Here is a 21,627-nt window from a genome sequence, read left to right as displayed (position 1 = left end):
GCCGCGGTGCTACGTTCAAATGACCCTCGGAGAAGGTGGCCACGCCATGGTTGTCGATGGTGCCCAGATGTTTGTCCGGTACGCGTACCCGCCCAATTCCCGAGGCAGCTGCGGCCCTCCCGACAGTGACGCCCTGCTGCACTACGGCCAGTCCGGAGTCACCGACCAGGGCCTGCGGGAACTCGCGAAGGGTTTTGCCGGCGCCTTCCCCTACCTGGAACTCATTGCCGGCTCCCACGGCATCCACGATCCGCTCGACGCCCGTGTGGTGGAGGCGTACTGGGTGGGAAACAGCCTCCTGGACACCGTGGGCATCAGCACCATGGGCAACTCGATGGAAGACCGGTTCCGGGCCCGCACCGGCAGGCAGTTTCCGCACCTCGTGGAAGGAGTGCTGGCTGGCGGCGTGCCGCACCACAGCTTCCACGTCTTCGAAATCTATCCCTGGCTGGGGCTGCTGCGTGATGACCGCCGCTACGCCACCGCGCTGAACGTCCTGGACCGCTGCCGGATCCGGTGGGGCGAAGTCATGGCCGTCACGGGCGACGAAGCCGTGGTGAAATCCCGTCCCCTGACCTGGGACGGGAGATCCCTGGCCGTGGGTGAACCCGTGGTGGAAACTGCGAAGTATGCCGTTAACGGGACAGGCTTCATTGCCGGGCTCGCTGCGGGTGATGTGGTGTCGCTCCATTGGGACTGGGTCTGCGACCGGCTGACACCGCACCAGCTGCAGCAGTTGAAGCTCTTCACCGGCAGGCACCTCAGGATCGCCAACAGCGGCGTGGAGCACCGCGGGGCGGCCATCGCCCTCGAACACTGAAGAGTGGAGCGCTAACCGCCGGCGCACCCGCCTACCCGCCTTGGCCGACGTCGCCGGGTTGCCGCGGCTGGCCCATCAGTTCCAGGCCGCTCATCGCCCGTTCGGCGCCCGCAGGATCCACCCGTTCAAGCGCGAAGCCCATGTGGATCAGGACCCAGCTGCCCGGTGGCAGGGGACCGTCGTCCAGGAGCCCTATGTTGATTTTCCGCTGCACGCCAGCCACGTCCACCAGCGCGAGCTGATCGCCGTAGCCATCAATCGGGCCGATGACCTGGCCGGGAATTCCGAGGCACATGGTGAGTCCGCCTTAGCTCGTTGTGGGGGTGGGCCGGGAGGTGTGCTGGCTGAGGAGATTGACGACGGCGGCCATCGCCCCCGGCAGGGCGGCGGCCACGAGCGGTGACAGGCCGACGCCCTCGGTGACGTCGGCCGGAACACAGCCCACCACGTAGGTCTCGGGGACCTCGCCACCCAGCGTGCGGAGTCTGCCCAGGACGGCGGCCGGGTCCATGCCGTGGGGGTCCAGAGCGGTGCCGCCGTCGAGATCCTCGCCGCGGATCCGGAGCACCCGAAGGCTGCCCGGAACTGACGGTCCGGAGCCGTCGCCCGCTGGTCCGCGGTCCGGGGGCACGGCATCCACCAGCACCAGCACGTCCACACCGGCCAGGAGGTCATACGCCAGGTGCATGCCGCGGATGCCGTAGTCCACCACCTCCACACCGGACGGAAGGCCTCCGTCCGTGGCCAGCCGGCGGGCCACCTCGGGCCCGAATCCGTCATCGCGCAGGAACATATTGCCCACGCCCGCAACCAGCACAGTCATGCCCGGCTCACATCCGCCGTACCTTCAGATAGCGCTGGATATCGGGAACAGACCGGATCCCCACGTAGATGGCGCCGAGTCCCAACCCAACCAGCAACGCTACGGCGGCCATTCCGATGATTCTCATGGCGTGCCTTCCTTTCCATCCGGACCTAGTGGTTCAAGCTCTTCGGGCGAGTAGTAGAAGGACCGGCCGTAGCCCTCGTGGAGGTCCGCGGCCGGGTCCTGGTCGAGGACCAGGCCGACATGGGTGCTGCCGTCAACATCGAAGTGGACGTTGGTGACGCGGCCCGTCTGCCCGGCGAAGAACAGGTCCTGGGCGTCGGCGCGCCTGCTCGGATTCACCCTGACCCTGCTGCCCCGGGCCACCGGAACCCCGTTGATCAGGACGGCATCCACGTGCGGGTGGACCAGGGCTTCGGCCTCGGGTGTCCACCATGCGGCGTCGTCGGCGTCTGAAGCGTTGGGTTCCGCAATGTCCATGGCACGGGGATTGCGCAGGATGCCGTGCAGTTGCTGCAGCTCCTCGGGGGACATGGCCTCGCACCGGTCAATAATGGCCGCCGCCCGCGGATCCGTGGCGCGGGCCTCGGCCTTTTCCTCTTCGGTGAGGGTCAGCACGCGCAGGGTGAGGATTTCGTCGATTTCGGTGGAGTCGTACAGTGCCACCGAGCTTTCGGGGGCAACAGCGGGATGGTCGTACAGAATGATCGGGGACACCAGCAGCACGTCCGACTGTCCCTCCGGACCGGCCAGGACGGGCCAGCACCGGTGCTGCTCGCAGGCGGCTGCCGCGGCCGCCGCGTGAGGTGGGGGCTCCAGCAGGGAGACGAAGTCGGCGTCCTGAAGGCTCAAAAGCAGGTGAGTGCCGATGAAGGATTCGGCGATGGCATCCGGCCTGCTCCAGTCAGCTGCCCCGCCCGGGGCAACGTTCGCGGCCGTGTTCACCGCGTTATTGGCAACGCAGACGCGCAGTCTGACCGGGGCACCGGACGCTGACACCGCCGCCAGCCTCACCTCACCGTGAAGCGGACGACGACGGCGGACCAGCCTCCCAGCCAGCCGCCCCGAAGCGTCGCAGAGTTCCTCGGTGTCCTCGCCGCCGGGCACCTCAACCGGCAGAACAGTCTCCTGCCCGCTGAGCCCGGCCACGGCGAAGGGCCCCAGGGTGACTTCCCGTTCCACGGCCTCGTCCCAGCTCAGCCAGCGGGCGGCACCCACCGTGAGCTCATCCACCGCCGTGAACCCGCCGTCGTCGTCCGCTTTTTCCGTGGTCCGGCCCTGCAACTGCAGGAAACGCACGTGAATTTCGACGGCGGCCTGCGGGCCGGGGGTAAGCAGGCAGTCGGCGAACATGTCCGCTTCCTCGCCGGTACCGGAAGCGGCGGCGCCCGAGGGCCCGAGGATGCCGAACTGCCACCGGGCCTGGTTCTTTTGCGAGGACGCCCGGTATGGGTAGAGCAGGTAGCCCTCGTACAGGACGGCGTCTGCGACGGCGCGGGCGAGGCTCAGGCTCATGTTCATGGCAGCGGGTCTCCTGACAGCGTCGACGAGGACAGCGTCGACGAGGACAGCGTTGCCGGAGAGGTTGCCGGCAGGGCTGCAGGGGACTCCGCCGCAGGGGCCAGCCCGGCCGGAAACACCGCCGCAGCATTCGCCAGCAGGCTCTCCACGGTGGCATCCCACGAGGTCAGGCCCCGGGCCGCTTTGTAATGCGACAGGGCCGCGAGCACGTCCCGGTCCAGTCGTAGCCAGCCGGTGTTGGGAAAGTACTGGTCCATCAGCCTGCGCCATGCATCGACCGGAAGCCGGTAGGAGGCTTCGAGGTCCCACGGCACCTGCTCGACGCCAAAGCCGGCCTCGCCCCGGGTAAAGACAGTGCCGGAGAACAGCAGTTCCAGCGGGACCAGTCCGTCACGCAGGGACTGCAGGTACTTGGCGGCGGAAACGTCGAAGTCGAACGTACAGGGCAGCGGAAGCCGCACCTCGGTTTCGCCGCTGAAGCCCTGGACCATGGTGCTGCATTGCAGCCAGAGGAAGGACTTGAGTGTGGTGGGCCAGCGGCCGCGCTCGCCAAAGAGGTCCAACAGGCCGGCCTCCTCGTCTGGCGTATAGCCGCGGCGCTGCGGCAGGATCCGGACCTGTGACCGCAACGCGATGGCGTGCACAGCGGCCCCGGTGGACTCGGTCACCCGCAGCGTCGCCGTGAGCTGGGGCGCTGCCGCGTACGGTTCCGGCTGGATGTCCAGCACTTCGAAGGCCAGCGCGATCACGGCTGGCCTCCGGACGCGGGGTCCCCGGCGGCATCGGGTACCTGACCGCCATCGGGTACCCGGGCAGCATCGTGCACCGGCCTGCTGCGGCTGCTGACCTTTTCGAAGAAGACGGTGAGCTGGTCGCGGGCCTCCTGGCCGCCGTCGAACCCGCGCCACAGGCGCCGCAGATACCCCACCAGTTCGTAGCAGGCATCCACCGGGACCAGGTGGCAGTCGGCCTGGAGACGGTCCTGGCCGGGTCCACGGATCAGGAGGGCCTCGGTGTCCGGGGCTGCTATGGACAGGGCAGGATTCCGCGCCATCACGGCGTCCCAGGCGTCCAGCGGCAGCTCGGACTCGGTGGCCCCGGCAGGGCCCGGATAGAACGCCACCGTCCGCTCCATCCTGGAACTGCGGAAGAAGAACGCCAGCCCCACGGGGATCTCCAGCTCGTCCCACTGGCCCGGGCCCAGCTCGAAATCGGGGAAGGACAGGTACCGCTCCGGCACCGACCGGTACCTCAGGTGGGCGCTGCTGTCCGTGAAGAGGAGGTAGCAGGGCCGGCACGTGCACATCATGGCGTGGCTCTCCAGGTCCACCACGTGCTGATGTTCGGCGGCGATGGGCTCCCCGCACATTTCGCAGCGCTCGCCGGCGGGTGCGGCCGGCGGGGCCGCGGCGATCCGGCGCAGCAGCGCTACGGGCAGGCCGGGCTGCTCCATCTCAGCCGCCCTTCGCGGCGGCAACCGGCACTGCAACGGACATCACGCCACCCCGGACGAGCAAGGGGAGCGGGTCCAGGTGCAGGCTCCGGTCCTCCAGGCAGGAACCGGCCTGGCGGACGTCGAAATGCGAGCGGCAGGTGGGACAGCGCAGCAGGCCGCCGCCGGCAGGGGCAGCCAAGGCGCGCTGCAGGGCGGCGCCTGCCAGGGAGCCCTCGCACCGCGGGCAGAAGTCCCGGTAGGCGTAGACGCCCTGCCCGGTCCGGCAGGCCAGGAGCGAATAGCCGCCCACCTGGAACCCGGCCACGTCGCCGGGTTCCAAGTCGGCGACGCCCGGGACCGGCTCCCAGGCCCCTTCCGGCTGGTCTGTGTGGTTCATCCGGACCAGCAGGGAGTCCACGGGGATGAACGCGGGGGTGGGGGCGTGCTTTTCGGCTTCCACCACTTCGATGGCGCTGACCTCCGGGGCAGCCGTTTCGATCGCTTCTTCGACGGCGAACTTCAACGTAACGGACGACGACGGGCAGCCTTGGCAGGTGCCGAGCAGCTTCAGCCGCACCACGCCCTCCGGGCTGATGTCCAGCAGCTCCACGTCGCCGCCATGGGAGCCCAGATAGGGCCGGACGCTGTCGAGGGCGCCGGCCACTCGCGTCTCCATCGACTCCGGGTGAAGGCCGTGGATGATGAGCAGGCCGGACACCAGCTCGTCGGACGCGAGCGCCGCCAGCGTGCCGTCGTCGAGCTTTCCCTGCTCAGCCAGGATTTCCAGGATGCGTTCCAGCCCGGAACCGTACATGTCCGTGACCTGGCGGACCAAGTCTTCGGCACGGCCGCGGGCCACCGCCCCGCCGGCTCCGAGGGCGTCCAGGAGCGTGCTTATCCGTTCCCCGGTCCGCCGTTCGCCGGTCTGCCGTTCGCCGGTCTGCAGCGGCCGCTCCCCGCCGGGCATGGCAGGTTACTCTCCGGTGAGGGTCTGGGTGGGGGAGTGCAGCTGCTCCAGGGTCTGGCCGTTGCCCAGATACATGTGGACACCACACGGCAGGCACGGATCGAAGCTCCGGACCGTCCGCATGATGTCGATGCCCTTGAAATGCTCGCGGTCGTTCTCCTCGAAGATCGGCTGGCCCTGCACCGCGTCCTCATAGGGGCCGGGCGTCCCGGACGAGTCCGTAGGGCTCGCGTTCCAGGGCGTGGGCGGGTACGGGTGGTAGTTGGCGATCTTGCCGTCCCGGATCACCATGTGGTGGGACAGGACCCCGCGGACGGCTTCAGTGAAGCCGCAGCTGATGGCTTCGTCCGGAACGGTGAACGACTCCCAGGTCTTGGTCCGGCCGGCCCGGATTTCTTCCAGCGCCTTCTCCGCGAAGTGAAGCGCAGCGGCTGCCGCGTAGGCCTGGAAGTAGGTGCGGGCCCGGTTGCGTTCCAAGGTGTTGCTCCATCGTGGGATGTTCCATTCAAAGGAGACAGGACCCTTGAGCGCCGTCTTGGGGAGGTTGATTTGCACGCTGCTGCCGGTGGCCTTGAGGTAGCCGATGTCCACCAGACCGGCCAGGGCCGTGGCCCACAGCCGTGCCAGCGGGCCGCCGCCGGTGTCCAGGGCCAGGTTGTTCTCGCCATCGAACCAGCGCGGCGACATCACCCAGCTGTACTTCTCCTTCAGGTCCCTCTTCTGCGGCCGCGGATTGGTGTGCTGGTTCCAGGGATGGCGGCGGTCCACCGGGTTACCCAGTGGATCGTGGGTCACAAACATCTCCTGGTCTTCCCAGTCTTCGTAGTAGGAGGACCCCAGCATGATCCGCAGGCCAAGGTTGATGCGGACCAGGTCCGTGGTGACCAGTTTGCCGTCCACTACCACGCCGGGGGTGACGAACATCTTCCGGCCCCACTCGGTCATGTCCTTGTACTCAAAGTTGCAGTAGTCAGGATCCTGGAGGGAACCCCAGCAGCCCAGCAGCGTACGGCGCAGGCCCACCTGCTCGTAGCCGGGCAGTGCCTCGTAGAAGAAATCGAAAAGATCGTCATGCATGGGGACGACCTTCTTCATAAATTCCACGTAGCGCATCAGCCTGGTGATGTAGTCCGTCATGAGCTGGATGGTGGCCACGGTTCCCACCCCGCCCGGGTAGAGCGTGGACGGGTGCACGTGGCGGCCTTCCATGAGGCAGAACATCTCGCGGGTGGCGCGGCTGACCTGCAGCGCCTCGCGGTAGAACTCCCCGGTGAACGGGTTGAGCGAGCGCATAATGTCCGCGATGGTCCGGTAGCCGTGGTCGCCCTCGTGCGGGGCCCGGGTGTTCTCAGCCTTGGCCAGGACGCCGGGGTTGGTTTCGGAGACCATCTTTTCGCAGTAGTCCACGCCCACCAGGTTTTCCTGGAAGATGTTGTGGTCGAACATGTACTCCGCGGCCTCGCCCAGGTTGACGATCCACTCACCCAGGTTCGGCGGCTTCACGCCGTAGGCCATGTTCTGCGCGTAGCAGGAGCAGGTGGCGTGATTGTCGCCGCAGATCCCGCAGATGCGGCTGGTGATGAAGTGGGCGTCCCGCGGGTCCTTGCCCTTCATAAAGATGGAATAGCCGCGGAAGATCGAGGAGGTGCTCTTGCACTCCACCACCTGGTTGTTCGCGAAATCGATCTTGGTGTAGATGCCCAGGCTGCCGACGATCCTGGTGATCGGGTCCCAGTTCATCTCCACGAGGTTGCTGTTCTCCGTCCCGCTTCCGGACGGCATTGGAATCGTTGAGGTCATGTTCTTCACCTGTCTGGAAATGGGGGATTTACCAGGTGCGCCGTGCGCCGGTCAGCAGCTCGGTTCCGGGCCGGCGCCACTTGGGCTCCTGGTCCAGGGTGTGGGTGGTGATGCCGCGCAGCGCCCTGATGGCCGCGCCGTAAGGGCGGATACTGTTCGTTGAGAGCTTGCCGCCGGGTGGCTCATCCATAAACGGCATGAACTTGTCCGGGAAGCCCGGCATGGTGCAACCGATGCAGATGCCGCCAACGTTGGGGCAGCCGCCGATCCCGTTCATCCAGCCGCGCTTGGGCACGTTGCACTTGACTACCGGCCCCCAGCAGCCGAGCTTGACGATGCATTTGGGGGAGCCGTACTCCGTGGCGAAGTCGCCCTGTTCGTAGTACCCCGCCCGGTCGCAGCCTTCGTGGACTGTCTTGCCGAACAGCCACGTGGGCCGCAGTGCATCATCCAGCGGGATCATCGGGGCCTGTCCGGTGGCCTGGTACAGGAGGTAGGTCATCGTTTCGGAGAGGTTGTCCGGCTGGATGGGACAGCCGGGCACACAGACGATGGGGATGCCGGCCTTGGATTTCCAGTCGTAGCCCAGGTAGTCCGGGACCCCCATGGCGCCGGTGGGGTTTCCCGCCATGGCATGGATGCCGCCGTACGTTGCGCACGTGCCGGCAGCGATGATGGCTGTGGCTTTGGGTGCGAGGCGGTCCAGCCACTCACTGGTGGTGATCGGCTGGCCCGTGGCCAGGTCGTTGCCGAACCCGCACCAGTAGCCGCCCTCGTCGTGCAGTTTTTCGTTGGGGATGGACCCCTCAACCACCAGGACAAACGGTTCCAGTTCTCCGCGGTCCGCCTTGCGGAACCATTCCAGGAAATCGTCGGCCCCTTCCTGCGGGCCGCATTCGAAGTCGATCAGGGGCCAGTGCATGGCAATGCGGGGCAATCCGGGGAGGGCGCCGAGGGCGATCTCCTCCACGCTGGGCTGGGTAGCCGCGGTCAGGGCGACGGAATCGCCGTCGCAGCTCAGCCCCGCGTTGATCCACAGCACGTGGATCAGGGTTTCTTCGGCCTTAAGGGAAGTTTCGGTAGGCATTGTTGCCTCTTTCCGCGGCCCGCGAGGGGCTCAGAATGCATCTGTCAGGGACCCGGTCAGAGACCCTGTCCGGGTCTCTGGCTGGGAAGTGCGGCCTTCCAGCCAGCCGTACCAGGCGGCAATGCCGTCTCCGGTGGTGGCTGAGAGGACCAGGAATTGTGCGTGGGCGTTGAGGTGGCGGATGCGGCGCAGGCATTCGTCGACGTCGAACTCGACGTAGGGGAGCAGGTCCGACTTGTTGATGATCACCAGGTCAGCTGCGGTGAACATGTGCGGGTACTTCAGCGGTTTGTCATCACCTTCCGTCACTGAGACGACTACTACTTTGGCTGCTTCGCCCAGGTCGAAGAGGGCGGGGCAGACGAGATTGCCCACGTTCTCGATGAAAACTGTTGAACCCACCGAGGGATCGAGCGTGTCGAGTCCGCGGCGGAGCATGTCGGCGTCGAGGTGGCAGCCCGCCCCCGTGTTGATCTGCACCACGGGCCGGCCTGCGGCACGGATGCGGTCGGCGTCGAGGGAGGTTTCCTGGTCCCCTTCAATGACCCCCGCCTGCAGCCGGTCGCCCAGTTCCGTGAGCGTCCGGACAAGGAGCGTGGTCTTTCCGGCGCCCGGGGAACTCATCATGTTCAGCGCCCGGACCTTCCGTCCCGCGAGCCAGCCACGGTTCCGTTCCGCGAGGAGGTCGTTCTTGGCCAGCAGGTTCTGCTCCAGGGAGATCAGTTCGGGTGCGTGGCTGTGGCCCTCGCCGTGTTCGTGGGGGTGGGTGTGAGCGTCTCCGTGGGAGTGTCCGGATCCGTGCTCGTGGCCGTTCGGGTGATCATGCGCCTGCGCACTGGGGACATCCACGGCATAAACCCGGGGTGTCGCGTCCTCGCCGCAGCCGCATGTTGCGCACATGGCCTATGCCACCTCCACCGAAATGAGCTGGAGTTCGCGTCCGGTCACCACGTGGACGTCGGCGCTGCCGCACGGACAGAGGAGGAACATGTCAGTCAGCGCAAAGTCGTTGCCGCACGTGCGGCACAGCCCCCGGCCCTGCGGCTCATCGATCCGCAGCCGCGCCCCTGCGAGGGTGGTTCCCGCCGAGGCAACGTCAAAACAGAAACGGAGGGCATCCGGGAGCACCCCGGACAATGGTCCGATCCGAAGGTTGACGCCAGTAACCGCCCGGCTGCCTGTCCTGTCCAGAACCGCGTCGATGAGGCTTTGTACGATCGAGAGTTCGTGCATCGGCTGTGCCTCCCTCCCTGCCAAGATAGGCTCGTCCCGGCCATAACGCAACCCAATTATTTGACAGCTGCTTGTTCATCGAGTAAGCGCGTATAGTCATGTCATTGTCCGGCAGTGGCGCGGAAGCCGGGGGCGCGGACGTGAAGCACCCGGAAGCTGAAAACAGCACGCAGCCCGAGGCCCGGACGGGCCGGTCCGCCATAGCCGGACTCGGTGATGCCCGCGATAGTGTTGACGGCATGCCTTCGTTCCAGACCCGCCTGAAGATCACCGGCCTGAAGCCCGGCAATGCGCCCGAAGCGGTGATGGCCGCCGCGGTGGAGGCCCTGGAGACCCGTCACCATGTTGAGTCCAACCAGCTGGAGCTCGCCGGCGGTGTCCCGCAACTGAACCTCCGCTTCCTTGTGGAGGCCACCGAATACAACGGCGAGAACCATCAGGCGCGCGAATCGGCAGCCATGATGCGCGACGCCGTCGAACGCGTTGCGCTGACCGGCTCGCTGATGGTGCTGCGCCGCAACCGCGGCCGCTGGGCACCTGTGTAGGTCAAGTGCCTGAAGATCAGGTTCCCGGCGGTCAGTCGCCGGGAGTTGGCTCATCCACCGGGGAGCGTGTGCCCCGGCGCCGCGTGACAATGACTCCGACGGCGGCACCGATCACCAGCCCCACTCCTACGCCGATGAGGGAGCTGGCCCAGAACGGCAGCCTGGTTGCCGAACCCGTGAAGTAGCCCAGACCCACCAGCCAGCTGGCCCACAGGACTGCCCCGAGCCCGGCGCAGAGGCTGAAACCGCGGACCGAGACATCGGCGATTCCTGCTGCGGCCGATGTCGCCAGCCGTCCGCCCGGGATGAAGCGGGCACCGATGATGGTGCCGTAAGTGGATGAGCGGCCGGCCTTGGCGATCGCTTCATGGATGCCGTGGTGGACCTTCCTGCCCCACCGCCACCGGTCAAGCACGTGGCTGAGCCGGCGTTTGAAGAGCTGGAACACCACCATGTCGCCGAGCCAGGACGCCAGCGCGGCCAGGGCCGCCACGAGTAGAACGTTGGCCCGCCCGTCCGCCGAAAGGGCGCCGCCGGTGATCACCACCATCTCCGACGGGATGGGCGGGAAGATGGCATCGCCGAGAACCAGGGGGAAGATCCAGAAGTAGATCGCCGCACCCCAGCTGTCGGCGTTGCCAAAGTCCATGGCCACAAAGTACCGCACTTCGGGCGGCGGGACGGGAGTCAGTGCACGGCTGGACGGAACGCCGCGACGAGATCACTCAACTGCCCCGAGGGTTTGACGCCAAGTTCGCTTTCAAGTCTGCCCGCGAACATGGTGTAGGCGCGGACTGCAGCCGCCCTGTTCCCGGCGGCAAGATGGGCTTGAACAAGAAGGAGATGTGCCGATTCCCTAAGCGGTTCGATGCTCACTGCTGAAATGGCCGCGATTACGGCCTTGCCGGGTTCGTCAGCCGCCAGATGCTGCCGGGCCATGAGCTCCAGCGCGCTGAGGCGCATCTGCCGCAGGCGTTCCTGTTCGAAGATCACCCAGTCGTCATACCAGCCGGGCAGCAGTTCGGCCCTGCACAGGTGGTCCAGGTAGCCGTCGGGAACGTGGGCTCCGGGCTGGGCGTGCATCCTGGCGACGTGCAGCTGCAGGGCTGCCACGTCCACGCGGACCGATTCTTCCAGCTCCAGCGTGTCTGCCCCTGTATGGAGTAGGTGCGGAAAAGAGTGGGAGATGCACCAGACGGTGGTGCGAAGGTTGCCGGCGGCCTGCGTTTCGCTGCTTTTCGGCCACAGCAGGCCGGCCAGAAAACTTCGGTGTCGGCGACCGAGGAGTCCCACGCAGGCGATCAGCCGCTGCTCACGGGTGGCTACCGTCACTGCATTGCCGCCGCAGCGCAACTGCCAAGCCCCCAGCAGACTCAGGTGCCAATCCTGTGCGAGAGCCACCGTCATGCTTTTCCCTCTCAAGCGGCCGGATTCCACGCATCCCCAGCTACCATCGTGGCACTCACCCGAATCATGTCAAGTGATTTTAGTAACGGGGGTAGGGCGGATGGCTAAGTGGGGTAGGGCTGCCTGGCCTGCCCGGTTTCGGGTCCACATGCTGAGCCAGGACGTGGGCTTGCGGGGTCAGTAAAACCCCCTGCTGGGCGGGAGCCCGTTAGCGGCTGACGGGGTCCGGTGCACCCGCGGGGCGGTCCTCCGGGTGCAGTGAATCGAGCCAGCGCCGGACTGCCAAAAGGATTTGGTCGGCGTCGGCCGCGGTTTCCACGAACTCCCGCTCGTGCCCAGGGCGGCTGGAGATCAAACGAGCCCGGATCTGGTTGTTTTGGGCAGGCTCCGCCCACGCACGGATAACCATGGTGCCTTCAATGTCCGCCATGAGCGGGCGCCCTGCTTTCGTTGTCTGCATTTCGCAATTATCCAGGGACATTACTGCCCGGTATGACCATCCTAGGCATAGATTATGGGCCGCCCAAGTCAAATGATGTCACGACATAGTTTCCCGAAATAACGCAAAAATAACGCGGCTGTAACGGGGTCACTACGGCCGGGCGCGTTGACTGATCGGGAGACTTCGAAAGGGGGTGATTGATATGAAGAAGGAACTCACAATGCAGGAGCTGGAAAGCGAGCAGGTGGAGCTGTTGCCTTCGCGGGAAACCCTGTTTCTGGACACCAACTGGGCAAGCGTGGTCGCGAGCAACACCTCGCTTGCATTGAACGCCGGCTCACTGCTCGCATCGGCTAACAGCGCAGCCGTTCAGACAATCCTGGTAGCCCAGTAGCCAGGGTGAGTCCGCCTGTTATCCGATGTCTGACCCCGGGGCTGCCTGGGGGAGAGAGGTGAGGTGCTATGACGGCATCAAACGAGCTGTCACCGGTGGAACTCGACGCCGAGGTTTTGGAACTGCTTCCCGTTCGGGAAACGCTGTTCTTCGACATCAACGTCGCTCCCATAGTCGCCGTGAATCTTTCGATGGCCGTCAATGCGGCTTCAATAGGTTCGGTGGCGAATTCGGAGGCCTGGCAGACCCTGTTCGTAGCTCAATAGTAGGCCTGCAGGATCCTTGCAACCTGGTGGGCATGCTCCAGTGTCGGGGCGTGCCCACCATTCCTAGTGGCTGCGCCCTTTGAGGGGAACATGACAAGTTGGCGGGGAAAGTGACAGCAACACCTGATGCTGCATTTCTAGGTCGCTGGGTGCCGGCGCCGGGCATTGTTTTTCTGGGCCCGGTGGAAGGCTCGGGACTTAAGGACCACAGCTACCTGCTGCAGCGTGGAGACGGGCAGATAGTCCAACTTTCCGAGCTTCTCCACCTAGTGATGATTTCCCTCTCGGCGGAGAAATCCCTCGATGACGCGGCACGTGACATCAGCGAAGCCTACGGCCGCGAGCTCGGTGTGAGCGGGCTGCGCCACCTGATTGACACCAGACTCGCGCCGATGGGGCTGGTATGGGACAACTCCGCCGACCCGGCCGATGCCACTGCCGCGCCACGGGCCGACCCGCTGCTGGCACTGCGGCTGAAAGGCACGCTTCTTCCGGAGAAGGCAGTCAATGCCGTGGCCGCGATCCTTGCGCCGCTGTATTGGGGTCCCGTTGTGGCGACCGTCCTGGCGGCGCTGGTGCTGGTCGATGCCCTGGTGATTGCCAGGAGCGACTTGATGGCTTCACTGGAACAGATACTCCTCACCCCGGCGCTGCTGCTGGGCATCTTTGCGCTCCTGACGCTGGCCGCAGTGGTCCACGAACTGGGGCATGCCACAGCGTGCCGGTACGGGGGCGCACGGCCGGGGGTGATCGGCGTCGGCGTTTATCTTGTCTTTCCCGCGTTCTTCACCAACGTCACTGACTCGTACCGCCTGGGCCGGGCAGGCCGGATCCGTACCGACCTCGGCGGGCTGTACTTCAACTGCCTCTGCCTGATCGGTTTGGGCGGAGCGTACCTCCTGACAGAACAGGGGTTCTTCCTGCTCGCGGCCGGTCTGATGCATTTCCAGATGATCCAGCAACTGGTGCCGACGCTGCGTTTCGACGGCTACTTCGTGCTGGCCGATGTCGCCGGCGTCCCGGACCTGTTCAACCGGATCCGCCCGGTCCTGCTCAGCCTCATTCCGGGCCGCCCCGTGGATCCGCTCGTCACCCAGCTCCGCCCGTTCGCCCGCCGCATCGTCACGGTGTGGGTCGTCACCGTAGTGCCGCTCCTGGTTTTGTCGCTCGGCTGGATGCTGGTCAACCTGCCCGCGATTGTCGAGCAAACGGTCACCGCCATCCGGCGTCACGCGGGGCTCGCCGCCGCCGCCGTTGAAACTGGCGATCCGCCCGCTGCGGCGCTCGCCATGCTGTCCATCCTCATGTTGTCCTTGCCGTTAATCGGCCTGGCCATCCTGCTGTACCGGCTGCTGTCCGGTCTGCTCGTTCTCGTCCGGCGTCTTGGCAGGCGCCTGTTGCGTTCGACGGCGGAGCCGGAGGCCGTGGTGCCACGGCACCTCCGGGCCCTGAAGCCCGGGGCAGGGAAGCCACTGCAGATGGGGAAGCCACTACAGAAAGGAAGGTCCGCCATGGCTATTGCAGTCCCTCCCGCGGCCATGCCCGACGACGACGTCCCCCCGGCCCCGCTGCGCCCCCCGTCGCATTTTCAGGCTCCGGCGTCCCCTCAGGCTTCCGGGTCCCTGCCAGGGTCCCTGCCCGGGCCCCTGGCCTGGCCCCAAGCCGACGGCGACGTCCCCACCCTGCAGGATTTCCTCGCCGACAGGCCGACGCCACCCTCAGCCCTGGCCGTCGCCGGCTGGCAGGGTGCCGTCCGGCGGCTCACCGGCAATTCAATCAGCCCCGCACCCGGGCGCCGGGAACGCGCCCACCTGCAGGCTGTCGAAGATGTCCAGCGCCGGCTTGATGGCCCCAGGACCGTGGTTGTGGTCAACCCGAAGGGCGGTGCGCATAAGACCACCGCAACGCTGCTTCTCGCGGCAACGCTAGGCATCCAGCGCGGCGGTTACACCCTCGCGTGGGACAACAACGAGACCCGCGGCACGCTGGGGTGGCGGGCACCGATGGCCGGGCACACCGCCACAGCCGTTGACCTCCTTCAGGAGGTGGACCGCTTCGAGGATCCTGTGCTGGGCCGGATCGGGGATCTGGACCGGTTCGTCCGCTACCAGGGGTCCGCGCAGTTCGATGTGCTGGCCTCGGACGAGGACGCTGCGGGTGCCGCCACCATCGGAAGCCGCGAGTTCGACCGGCTGCACTCGGCGCTCCGCCGTTTCTACCGGATCATCATGGTGGACACCGGCAACAACATGCGGTCCTCCAACTGGGAAGCAGCCGTGGCTGCGGCGGACGAGCTGGTGATCGTCTCCACGCTGCGCGAAGACACCGTGGCCAGTGCCGTCTGGCTGGTGGACGGACTGCGCGAGCGCGGCTACCAGGCCAAGGTCAGCAACGCCGTGACCCTGCTCGCCGCACCATCACGGCAGACCGACGCGCAGCTTCATCAGCGCACGCGGGCACACTTCGAGAGCCTCACCAGGGAAGTCCTCGACGTTCCCTATGACAGCTCCCTGGTGTCAGGCGGACCGCTCAGTTATCAGTCGCTGCAGCCGGAAACGCGGGAGGCCTGGCTGCGTGCCTCGGCTGCGGTGATGCAGGGCCTTTGAGCCGCTGCCACGGACCAGCCACCCATTTATCCGGGGGTCAGTACGTGGGAAACTGGCCGCATGCGGATCAGCATCCTCCAGGCCGACATCACCACCCGCACCGTGGACGCGATCGTCAACGCGGCAAACTCCTCGCTCCTGGGCGGCGGCGGGGTTGACGGGGCCATCCATCGGGCAGCAGGGCCCGAACTCCTGGCCGCCTGCCGTGTACTCCGCGCCGCCGACCTGCCGCACGGGCTGGCCGTGGGTGCCGCCGTCGCCACCCCGGGTTTCCGGCTTCCGGCCCGCTGGGTCATCCACACCGTGGGGCCGAACCGGCGTGCCGGCCAGACCAACCGGGCGCTGCTGGTTTCGTGCTTCAGCGAAAGCCTGCGGCTGGCGGATTCGCTCAGCGCCGCCTCCGTCGCGTTTCCGGCGGTGGGCGGCGGCGTCTACGGCTGGGCGGGGCGCCAGGTGGCAGAGGCAGCGTACGACGCCGTCACAGGGTTTGGTGCTGCGCATCCGGGGAGCGCACTTGAGCATGTGGAGTTCGTGCTGTTCAACTCCGAGATGGAGGACTCGTTCAGCGCAGTGTTTGAGCAGTCTCGCTGAGTTCCAGCCTGCTGCGGTATTCCACGGGCTGCTTGCTGATGGGATCAATAAAGCGGATGCCGCGGGCCAGGAGCTGCAGCGGTTTGGTGTAGTCGTCCGGGGCCTTGTCCAGCAGGTCGGGGTAGAACGCGTCGTTCACGATGCCGAGGCCCAGCGACGCCATGTGCACCCTGAGCTGGTGCGTCTTCCCGGAGTGCGGCTCGAGACGGTAACGCGCAAGGCGGTGGGTACCACGGTTGCCGGCTTCGCTGCCGGGGGCTGAAGCAGCCGCGGCGGTGACGGCCGCGTGTGAGGAGGCGCCGCCGTCGAACGTTCCCAGCCGTTCAATCCGGGTCTCCGCGTTCGGTTCGCCGTCGATCACTTCGGCCAGCAGGTAGCTGCGGGATTTGGTCATCCGGTTGCGGACCACCACGGGGAAGTCCACGGCGGGGTACCCGGCAGCGGGCTCCGCGGCGGAGACGCACTCGTATTCCTTCTGCACTTGGCGCTTCTCGAACAAAACCTGGTACTTGCCGCGCGTCTCGGGGTTGGTGGACAGCAGCAGCACACCGGCGGTCATACGGTCCAGGCGGTGCATGGGGATGAGGTCCGGCAGGTTCAGTTGGTTGCGCAGCCGGACCAGGGCCGATTCCTGGATGTAGGTGCCGCCGGGGGTGGTGGGCAGGAAGTGCGGCTTGTCCACCACCAGGAGGTGCTCGTCCTGGTGCAGGATGCTGATGTCCACCGGGATCCGTGTCTCCGGCGGCAGGGTCCGGTAGTACCAGATGAAAGTATGGTCATCGAGCTTTGCGGCCCGGTCCAGGGGGATGCCGCCCTCGCCCACGATCTCGCCGGCGTCGAACCGGTCCTCGATGCCCTGCGGATCGATGTGGCCCCAGCGGTGCATCATGTAGTCCATCGCGGTGGTCCATGGCCCCTCGTCCGGAAGGCGCAGGCGGGTGGCGTTGACGCCGTCGCGCACGGGGAGGGGGGATTGCATCACCGGTCTATTCTACTTTGCTGCTGCCTTGTCCCCATTTCGAGCGATTCCGATAACCGACGGTAAAAAAGTTCTTGACAAGAAAAGTTGTCGGTAAGCATACTGGAAGCATGTTGGACATCGAAGTGATCGAGGACCCGGCAGCGGCGGAAGCGTCGCTGGACCCGATCCGCACGCRGATCCTCCGGGAGTTGGCGGAGCCCGGGTCAGCCACGCAGCTCGCCGCGAAGGTTGGCCTGCCGCGGCAGAAGGTCAACTACCACCTCAAAGCGCTCGAACGCCACGGGCTGGTGGAGTTGGTGGAGGAGCGGCGCAAGGGGAACGTCACCGAACGTGTCCTCCAGGCGACGGCGGCCTCCTACCTGATTTCCCCCGTGGCGCTTGCGTCGGTGGCGCCGGATCCGCACCGGTTCTCGGACCGCTTCTCGGCCTTCTGGCTGCTGGCGCTCGCCGGCCGGATGGTTCAAGAGGTGGGCAAGCTGATCGCCGGCGCGGCCGCGGCGCGGCAAAAGCTGGCCACGTTCGCGATCGACGGCGAGATCACCTTCCGCACCGCAGCGGACCGGGCCGCGTTTGCCGAGGAACTCGGTGTTGCCGTGGCCCGGCTGGTGGACAAATACCACGACGGCGGCGCGCCAGTAAACGGGTCAGGCGCTCCACCGGGCGGCACCCGGGCGGCCAACGGACGGAAGCACCGGCTCGTCGTCGCGCTTCACCCCTTCCTCAAGACCCCTACCAGAACCACCTCAGCGAAGGAGCAGGACAATGACAGATAACCGCGAATTTGAGATCGTCTACGACACCGAACTGCCGGGCACTCCCGAGCGCGTCTGGGAAGCCGTGACCAATGGCACTCCGGCGTGGATGTTCCCCACCGACCAGTGGCCGGACGTCAAAACGGTGCAGGAATATCCCTCTCACCTGGTCTCCCGGATGGATGGCCCTGATGGCTGGTTCAACCAACTGGAGCACGTCCTTGAACCGCTCGACGGCGGCCGCGCCCGGCTGCACTACGTCCACAGCGGGATTTTCGCCGACAACTGGGATGAGCAGTACGACGGCGCCAGCAAGCACACCGAGTTCTACCTCCACACACTGGGCCAGTACCTGGCGCACTTCGACACCCGGCCGGTGGTGTTCACGGACATCCAGGGGCCCGCGGCCTCGCAAACGCCGGACGGATTCGACCGGCTGAAGAAAGCCCTCGGTGTGGACTCTGCCGCCCAGGGTTCCGCAGTGCACGTGGAGGTCGACGGCGTCGGGCGGCTCACCGGGGAAGTGGACTTCATCAACGAGCACTTCCTCGGGCTCCGGACCGCCGACGCGATGTACCGGTTCTTCGGCCGCAACGCCTTCGGCGCGCCGGTGGGCATGACGGTCCACGACTTCAGCGGCAACGGCGATTCGGACGCCACTGCCAGCGCCTGGAGTGGATTCTTCGAACGGGTTTACGCGTAGGGCAGCAGCCGATTCCGTATCTTTTCGTGTCGCAGGCTCAGGCGATGGCCACGGCCGGGGCATTCCTGAGGGTCTGGCGGAGCTGCGGGGCGGCCTGGAGCCTTCCCTGGGCGGAGCACAAGGCCAGGACTGCCGTCTCCAGCTGTTCCGGCGGCAGGGTGAACGGCACCCGGAGGTAGCGTTCGAAGGCGCCTCCCATGCCGAAGCGTGGACCGGCGGCCAGCCTGATGCCGAAGTCCGGGGCGATAACCGTCAGTGCGGTACTGATGGGCGCCGGCAGCCTGCACCAGACGGAGAGCCCGCCGGCCGGGTGTTCCGTGCGCCATTCCGGGAGGTGTCCGGCCAGCAGTTCCAGCACGGCGGCGCGGCTGTCCCGGAGGGCGCCCAGCCGGACGGGAAGCGGTTCGTCCAGTGCTCGGACCAGGTGGGCTGCAGCCAGTTGTTCCATGACCGGGCCGCCCAAATCCAGGGACGACCGTGCTGCGGCAAACTGCTGGATCATTGCTTCCGACGCGCGGATCCAGCCCGTCCGGAGACCTGCCCAGTGGGATTTACTGAGCGAGCCGATGGTTACCACCGCAGGACTGAAGGCAGCCACGGGAGTGGTCACGGCGCCGTCGAGGTTCAACGCCCGAAGCGTTTCATCAACCACCAGCACGGTACCGGTGTCCGCTGCCATGCGGACCAGTTGGCGGCGCTGGCTGTCCGGCATCAGTTGCCCGGTGGGGTTGTGGAAGTCCGGCACAACGTACGCCATCTTGGGGCGCTGCTGAATCATGGCGGCGCGCAGGGCGTGCATGTCCCACGCCGGACCGGGCGGACCGGGCGGACCGCCCGGGAATCCCGCAGCGCCGGCACCGCGGCTGGCGCCGGCGTCGTGCATTGACCCGGTGTCGCGCACTGAAGTGAACGCGACAGGGATGGCCCGGCAGCCCGCGGCCCGGATGGCATCCAATGCGTTCGGGTAGCTGGGGTGCTCCACCAGCACCCTGTCCTGCCGCCCGGCCAGCGCCCGGATGATGACGTTCAAGGCGTGTTGCGCTCCCGACGTCACCAGGATCTGCTCGGCAGTGGTGGGCGCGCCTGCAGCGGTATAGCGCGCAGCCACAGCCTCGCGCAGGGGGAGCAGGCCAATGGCGTCGTAGCCGAAACCCGGCAGGAGGGCGGGCAGTTCGGTGAGGGCTGCCGCGAACGCGCGATGCACCACCTCGCCGCTCGCTGGCAGCGATGCGTAGGCGAGGTCGATCAGTCCATCGGGTGCGGCAAGCCCGGGTGCCGCGAGCCCGGGAGCGGCAAATTCCAGTTCGGCGGATTCGTGCCCGAGCGTCAGCGCCGGGCTGCCAGGAGTAGTCGCCGCCGGGCCGCTGAACATTCCGGGTCTCCTTGGCGTCATGCGCGGAATCCGGGTCCGGCCCCGCGAGCCTTGCCCGCTGCTGAGGAATCCCTCCTCGCGGAGGAGGGCGTACGCGGCCGTCACGGTGGTCCGGCTGACGCACAGTACCTCCGACAGGGCCCGCTCGCTCGGGAGCGCGGTATCCAGGGCCACCCGGCCGTCCAGGACCAGGAGGCGGACGACGTCGGCCAACTCGCGGTACGCGGGCGCGGCGCCGAGGTGCCACTCGCCGAGGAGGCGTGCCAGTGCGGACGGGTTGAGGGAGGCAGACATAAAGCCAGTATCTCAAACTGGCTATGTAATTCAATGCCAGTTTTCTGGCAGGGTTGTGGTCATGTTGACCCGCAGAATCCTTCAGCTTCTTATCGGCCTGGCCATGTACGGTCTCTCGCTGGCGCTGTTCATCCGTGCAGGCCTGGGCCTTGACCCTTGGGATGTCTTCCACCAGGGCGTTGCGGGCAGGACCGGTTTGAGTATCGGCGCGGTGGTCGTCATCGCGAGTTTCGTGGTGTTGTTGCTGTGGATCCCGCTGCGGCAGAAGCCAGGCTTCGGAACGCTGGCCAACGCGGTCCTGGTGGGTGTCTTCGCCGACGTCGGGTTGGCGCTGATCCCGGAGTTCTCCCACCTGGGCGGCCAGATCGCGATGCTCGTCGGGGCCGTGGTGCTAAACGGCATTGCAACCGCCTGTTACATCGGGGCGCGGTTCGGTCCGGGCCCCCGGGACGGCCTGATGACGGGACTGGCGCGGCGGACTGGCTGGTCCGTGCGGATCGCGCGCACCCTGATTGAGGTGGTGGTTCTCGGCATCGGGTGGCTGCTGGGCGGCTCCGTGGGCGTGGGCACCGTGGTCTACGCCCTGGCAATCGGGCCCCTGGTCCAACTGCTGCTGCCCTGGTTTATGGTGCCGGCTCCCGTGAAGGAAGCCGTGGCGCCCGAGCCCCGGGAAAGTGACGCACTTCGGTCCTAGGGCACCAGCGGCTAGTCCACCAGGGGCTCATCCACCGGCGGCTGGCACTTCGGGCAGAAGTAGATGTCCCGTTCTTCCTCGCCGTTGAGCTTTCCCAGTACCGCACGGCGGATGGGGGTGCCGCATTTGAGGCACGGCTGGTGTTCGCGGCGGTAAACCCAGTAGCCCGGCCTTCCGGCCATTCGTCCCACCGGCATCCCGCGGGGATTGAGGATGGTGACCCGGCGTCCGGGGCCGAGGTTTGCTTCCAGCAGTTGCTTGGCGTCCGTCATGAGCGTCCGGAGGTCCTGGACACCGGAGACGGGTGTTGCCGGGTGCACCCCGGACAGGAAGCAGGCTTCGCAGCGATAGATGTTGCCGATGCCCGCCAGATTGCGCTGGTCCAGGAGGGCAACACCGATGGGCACCTCCGGCGCCGCGCGGATCCGCTGTTCCGCTTCGGCCAGGTCCCAGTCCGGGCCGAGCAGATCCGGTCCCAGATGACCCACGATCGTGTCCTCATCTGCGGTGCGGACCACTTCCACAATCCCCAGGGAGAAGCCGACAGCGTCCGCCACCGCAGTGCGCAGCACGCAACGTGCGGTGAATCCCGGCTTTCGCCAGCGTCCGCCGGACGGGTAGACCTGCCAGGCACCTTCCATTTTCAGGTGCGAATGGATGGTCAGCCTTCGCCGCTCCGGGTCCTGTTCGCCCCCGCCATGTTCGCCCGGTCCTTGCACGCGCATCAGGAGGTGTTTGCCGCGCGGCACAACTTCGGTCACGGTCCAGCCGGCGAGGTTGAGGGTGGCAAAGCGTGGCACGCGGAAATCGGACCCGGTGAGAGTCTGCCCGGCCAGGGCCTGGTGCAGCTGGGCGGCCGCCCGCCAAACGGAATCTCCCTCAGGCACGGA

The 21,627-nt window shown here is 66.7% G+C and carries 26 protein-coding genes; 9 read left to right on the top strand and 17 right to left on the bottom strand.

Annotation, left to right across the window (positions count from 1 at the left end; all coding sequences use genetic code 11):
* Positions 1-46: 46 nt before the first annotated feature.
* The gene (locus AC1DIM_RS00600) at positions 47-820 is read left to right on the top strand and encodes a DUF6390 family protein (protein ID WP_477708560.1); all 774 of its coding nucleotides are present in this window, start codon (positions 47-49) and stop codon (positions 818-820) included.
* A 31-nt stretch (positions 821-851) separates the two neighbouring features.
* Here the strand turns inward: AC1DIM_RS00600 and AC1DIM_RS00595 are convergent, their stop codons facing one another.
* From AC1DIM_RS00595 to AC1DIM_RS00545, 11 genes are read right to left on the bottom strand one after another with little or no spacing between them, the layout of a single operon-like run.
* Positions 852-1,115 carry a HypC/HybG/HupF family hydrogenase formation chaperone gene (locus tag AC1DIM_RS00595; protein WP_477708559.1) on the bottom strand — a complete coding sequence of 88 codons (264 nt, stop codon included), beginning with the start codon at positions 1,113-1,115 and terminating at the stop codon, positions 852-854.
* A 12-nt stretch (positions 1,116-1,127) separates the two neighbouring features.
* On the bottom strand, positions 1,128-1,643 hold the full coding sequence (locus AC1DIM_RS00590) for a hydrogenase maturation protease (protein WP_477708558.1): 516 nt from the start codon (positions 1,641-1,643) through the stop codon (positions 1,128-1,130).
* Positions 1,644-1,650: 7 nt separating this feature from the next.
* Complete coding sequence (locus tag AC1DIM_RS00585) at positions 1,651-1,770, bottom strand: DUF6893 family small protein (RefSeq protein ID WP_477708557.1); 120 nt, start codon at positions 1,768-1,770, stop codon at positions 1,651-1,653.
* Entirely contained in the window at positions 1,767-3,167 is a 1,401-nt protein-coding gene (locus tag AC1DIM_RS00580) for a hypothetical protein (RefSeq protein ID WP_477708556.1), read from the bottom strand. Before AC1DIM_RS00580 ends, AC1DIM_RS00585 begins: the two co-directional genes overlap by 4 nt.
* Positions 3,164-3,916, bottom strand: a complete 753-nt coding sequence (locus AC1DIM_RS00575) for a DUF6084 family protein (RefSeq protein ID WP_477708555.1) — start codon at positions 3,914-3,916, stop codon at positions 3,164-3,166. The genes AC1DIM_RS00580 and AC1DIM_RS00575 overlap by 4 nt, the downstream gene beginning before the upstream one ends.
* Positions 3,913-4,620 (bottom strand): DUF5947 family protein, encoded by a 708-nt coding sequence (locus tag AC1DIM_RS00570; protein ID WP_477708554.1) that lies wholly within the window; start codon positions 4,618-4,620, stop codon positions 3,913-3,915. Before AC1DIM_RS00570 ends, AC1DIM_RS00575 begins: the two co-directional genes overlap by 4 nt.
* Before the next feature lies 1 nt (position 4,621).
* Positions 4,622-5,569, bottom strand: a complete 948-nt coding sequence (locus AC1DIM_RS00565) for a NifU family protein (protein ID WP_477708553.1) — start codon at positions 5,567-5,569, stop codon at positions 4,622-4,624.
* 6 nt (positions 5,570-5,575) lie between these two features.
* Positions 5,576-7,369: a nickel-dependent hydrogenase large subunit gene (locus tag AC1DIM_RS00560; RefSeq protein ID WP_477708552.1), complete on the bottom strand. Its 1,794-nt coding sequence runs from the start codon at positions 7,367-7,369 to the stop codon at positions 5,576-5,578.
* A gap of 28 nt (positions 7,370-7,397) precedes the next feature.
* Entirely contained in the window at positions 7,398-8,456 is a 1,059-nt protein-coding gene (locus tag AC1DIM_RS00555) for an NADH-quinone oxidoreductase subunit B family protein (RefSeq protein WP_477708551.1), read from the bottom strand.
* Between the two features lie 30 nt (positions 8,457-8,486).
* Positions 8,487-9,356 carry a hydrogenase nickel incorporation protein HypB gene (gene hypB / locus AC1DIM_RS00550; RefSeq protein ID WP_477708550.1) on the bottom strand — a complete coding sequence of 290 codons (870 nt, stop codon included), beginning with the start codon at positions 9,354-9,356 and terminating at the stop codon, positions 8,487-8,489.
* 3 nt (positions 9,357-9,359) lie between these two features.
* Positions 9,360-9,689, bottom strand: coding sequence for a hydrogenase maturation nickel metallochaperone HypA/HybF (locus AC1DIM_RS00545; protein WP_477708549.1), 330 nt, complete (start codon positions 9,687-9,689; stop codon positions 9,360-9,362).
* A 239-nt stretch (positions 9,690-9,928) separates the two neighbouring features.
* Between AC1DIM_RS00545 and AC1DIM_RS00540 the strand changes: the two genes are divergently transcribed.
* On the top strand, positions 9,929-10,234 hold the full coding sequence (locus tag AC1DIM_RS00540; RefSeq protein ID WP_477708737.1) for a hypothetical protein: 306 nt from the start codon (positions 9,929-9,931) through the stop codon (positions 10,232-10,234).
* A 31-nt stretch (positions 10,235-10,265) separates the two neighbouring features.
* Here AC1DIM_RS00540 and AC1DIM_RS00535 read toward each other — a convergent pair whose 3' ends face one another.
* The 3 genes from AC1DIM_RS00535 to AC1DIM_RS00525 all read right to left on the bottom strand — a co-directional run bounded on the left by AC1DIM_RS00535 (position 10,266) and on the right by AC1DIM_RS00525 (position 12,101).
* The gene (locus tag AC1DIM_RS00535) at positions 10,266-10,883 is read right to left on the bottom strand and encodes a DedA family protein (RefSeq protein ID WP_477708548.1); all 618 of its coding nucleotides are present in this window, start codon (positions 10,881-10,883) and stop codon (positions 10,266-10,268) included.
* A gap of 38 nt (positions 10,884-10,921) precedes the next feature.
* Positions 10,922-11,641 (bottom strand): AfsR/SARP family transcriptional regulator, encoded by a 720-nt coding sequence (locus AC1DIM_RS00530; RefSeq protein ID WP_477708547.1) that lies wholly within the window; start codon positions 11,639-11,641, stop codon positions 10,922-10,924.
* A 208-nt stretch (positions 11,642-11,849) separates the two neighbouring features.
* Positions 11,850-12,101 (bottom strand): hypothetical protein, encoded by a 252-nt coding sequence (locus tag AC1DIM_RS00525; RefSeq protein ID WP_477708546.1) that lies wholly within the window; start codon positions 12,099-12,101, stop codon positions 11,850-11,852.
* A 184-nt stretch (positions 12,102-12,285) separates the two neighbouring features.
* Here AC1DIM_RS00525 and AC1DIM_RS00520 point away from each other — a divergent pair, with 184 nt between their 5' ends.
* The 4 genes from AC1DIM_RS00520 to AC1DIM_RS00505 all read left to right on the top strand — a co-directional run bounded on the left by AC1DIM_RS00520 (position 12,286) and on the right by AC1DIM_RS00505 (position 15,940).
* Positions 12,286-12,477 (top strand): hypothetical protein, encoded by a 192-nt coding sequence (locus tag AC1DIM_RS00520; protein WP_477708545.1) that lies wholly within the window; start codon positions 12,286-12,288, stop codon positions 12,475-12,477.
* A 68-nt stretch (positions 12,478-12,545) separates the two neighbouring features.
* Complete coding sequence (locus AC1DIM_RS00515) at positions 12,546-12,743, top strand: hypothetical protein (RefSeq protein WP_477708544.1); 198 nt, start codon at positions 12,546-12,548, stop codon at positions 12,741-12,743.
* Positions 12,744-12,853: 110 nt separating this feature from the next.
* Entirely contained in the window at positions 12,854-15,349 is a 2,496-nt protein-coding gene (locus tag AC1DIM_RS00510; protein WP_477708543.1) for a hypothetical protein, read from the top strand.
* A 60-nt stretch (positions 15,350-15,409) separates the two neighbouring features.
* Positions 15,410-15,940: an O-acetyl-ADP-ribose deacetylase gene (locus AC1DIM_RS00505; RefSeq protein ID WP_477708542.1), complete on the top strand. Its 531-nt coding sequence runs from the start codon at positions 15,410-15,412 to the stop codon at positions 15,938-15,940.
* Here AC1DIM_RS00505 and AC1DIM_RS00500 read toward each other — a convergent pair.
* The gene (locus AC1DIM_RS00500; RefSeq protein ID WP_477708736.1) at positions 15,912-16,919 is read right to left on the bottom strand and encodes an RluA family pseudouridine synthase; all 1,008 of its coding nucleotides are present in this window, start codon (positions 16,917-16,919) and stop codon (positions 15,912-15,914) included. The two genes, AC1DIM_RS00505 and AC1DIM_RS00500, sit on opposite strands and share 29 nt — an antisense overlap.
* 110 nt (positions 16,920-17,029) lie before the next feature.
* Here AC1DIM_RS00500 and AC1DIM_RS00495 point away from each other — a divergent pair, with 110 nt between their 5' ends.
* On the top strand, positions 17,030-17,695 hold the full coding sequence (locus tag AC1DIM_RS00495; RefSeq protein ID WP_477708541.1) for a helix-turn-helix domain-containing protein: 666 nt from the start codon (positions 17,030-17,032) through the stop codon (positions 17,693-17,695).
* Positions 17,685-18,377, top strand: a complete 693-nt coding sequence (locus AC1DIM_RS00490) for an SRPBCC family protein (protein ID WP_477708540.1) — start codon at positions 17,685-17,687, stop codon at positions 18,375-18,377. Before AC1DIM_RS00495 ends, AC1DIM_RS00490 begins: the two co-directional genes overlap by 11 nt.
* Before the next feature lie 37 nt (positions 18,378-18,414).
* Here the strand turns inward: AC1DIM_RS00490 and yczR are convergent, their stop codons facing one another.
* On the bottom strand, positions 18,415-20,043 hold the full coding sequence (yczR, locus tag AC1DIM_RS00485; protein ID WP_477708539.1) for a MocR-like transcription factor YczR: 1,629 nt from the start codon (positions 20,041-20,043) through the stop codon (positions 18,415-18,417).
* A gap of 61 nt (positions 20,044-20,104) precedes the next feature.
* Between yczR and yczE the strand changes: the two genes are divergently transcribed.
* Complete coding sequence (gene yczE / locus AC1DIM_RS00480) at positions 20,105-20,737, top strand: membrane protein YczE (RefSeq protein WP_477708538.1); 633 nt, start codon at positions 20,105-20,107, stop codon at positions 20,735-20,737.
* A gap of 11 nt (positions 20,738-20,748) precedes the next feature.
* Here the strand turns inward: yczE and AC1DIM_RS00475 are convergent, their stop codons facing one another.
* Complete coding sequence (locus AC1DIM_RS00475; protein WP_477708537.1) at positions 20,749-21,624, bottom strand: DNA-formamidopyrimidine glycosylase family protein; 876 nt, start codon at positions 21,622-21,624, stop codon at positions 20,749-20,751.
* Between the last annotated feature and the right edge of the window lie 3 nt (positions 21,625-21,627).

The sequence above is a fragment of the Pseudarthrobacter sp. 01T43 genome (assembly GCF_056398665.1).
The sequence above is the reverse complement of the archived record's forward strand: the minus strand, read 5'-3'. Positions and strand labels throughout refer to the sequence as shown.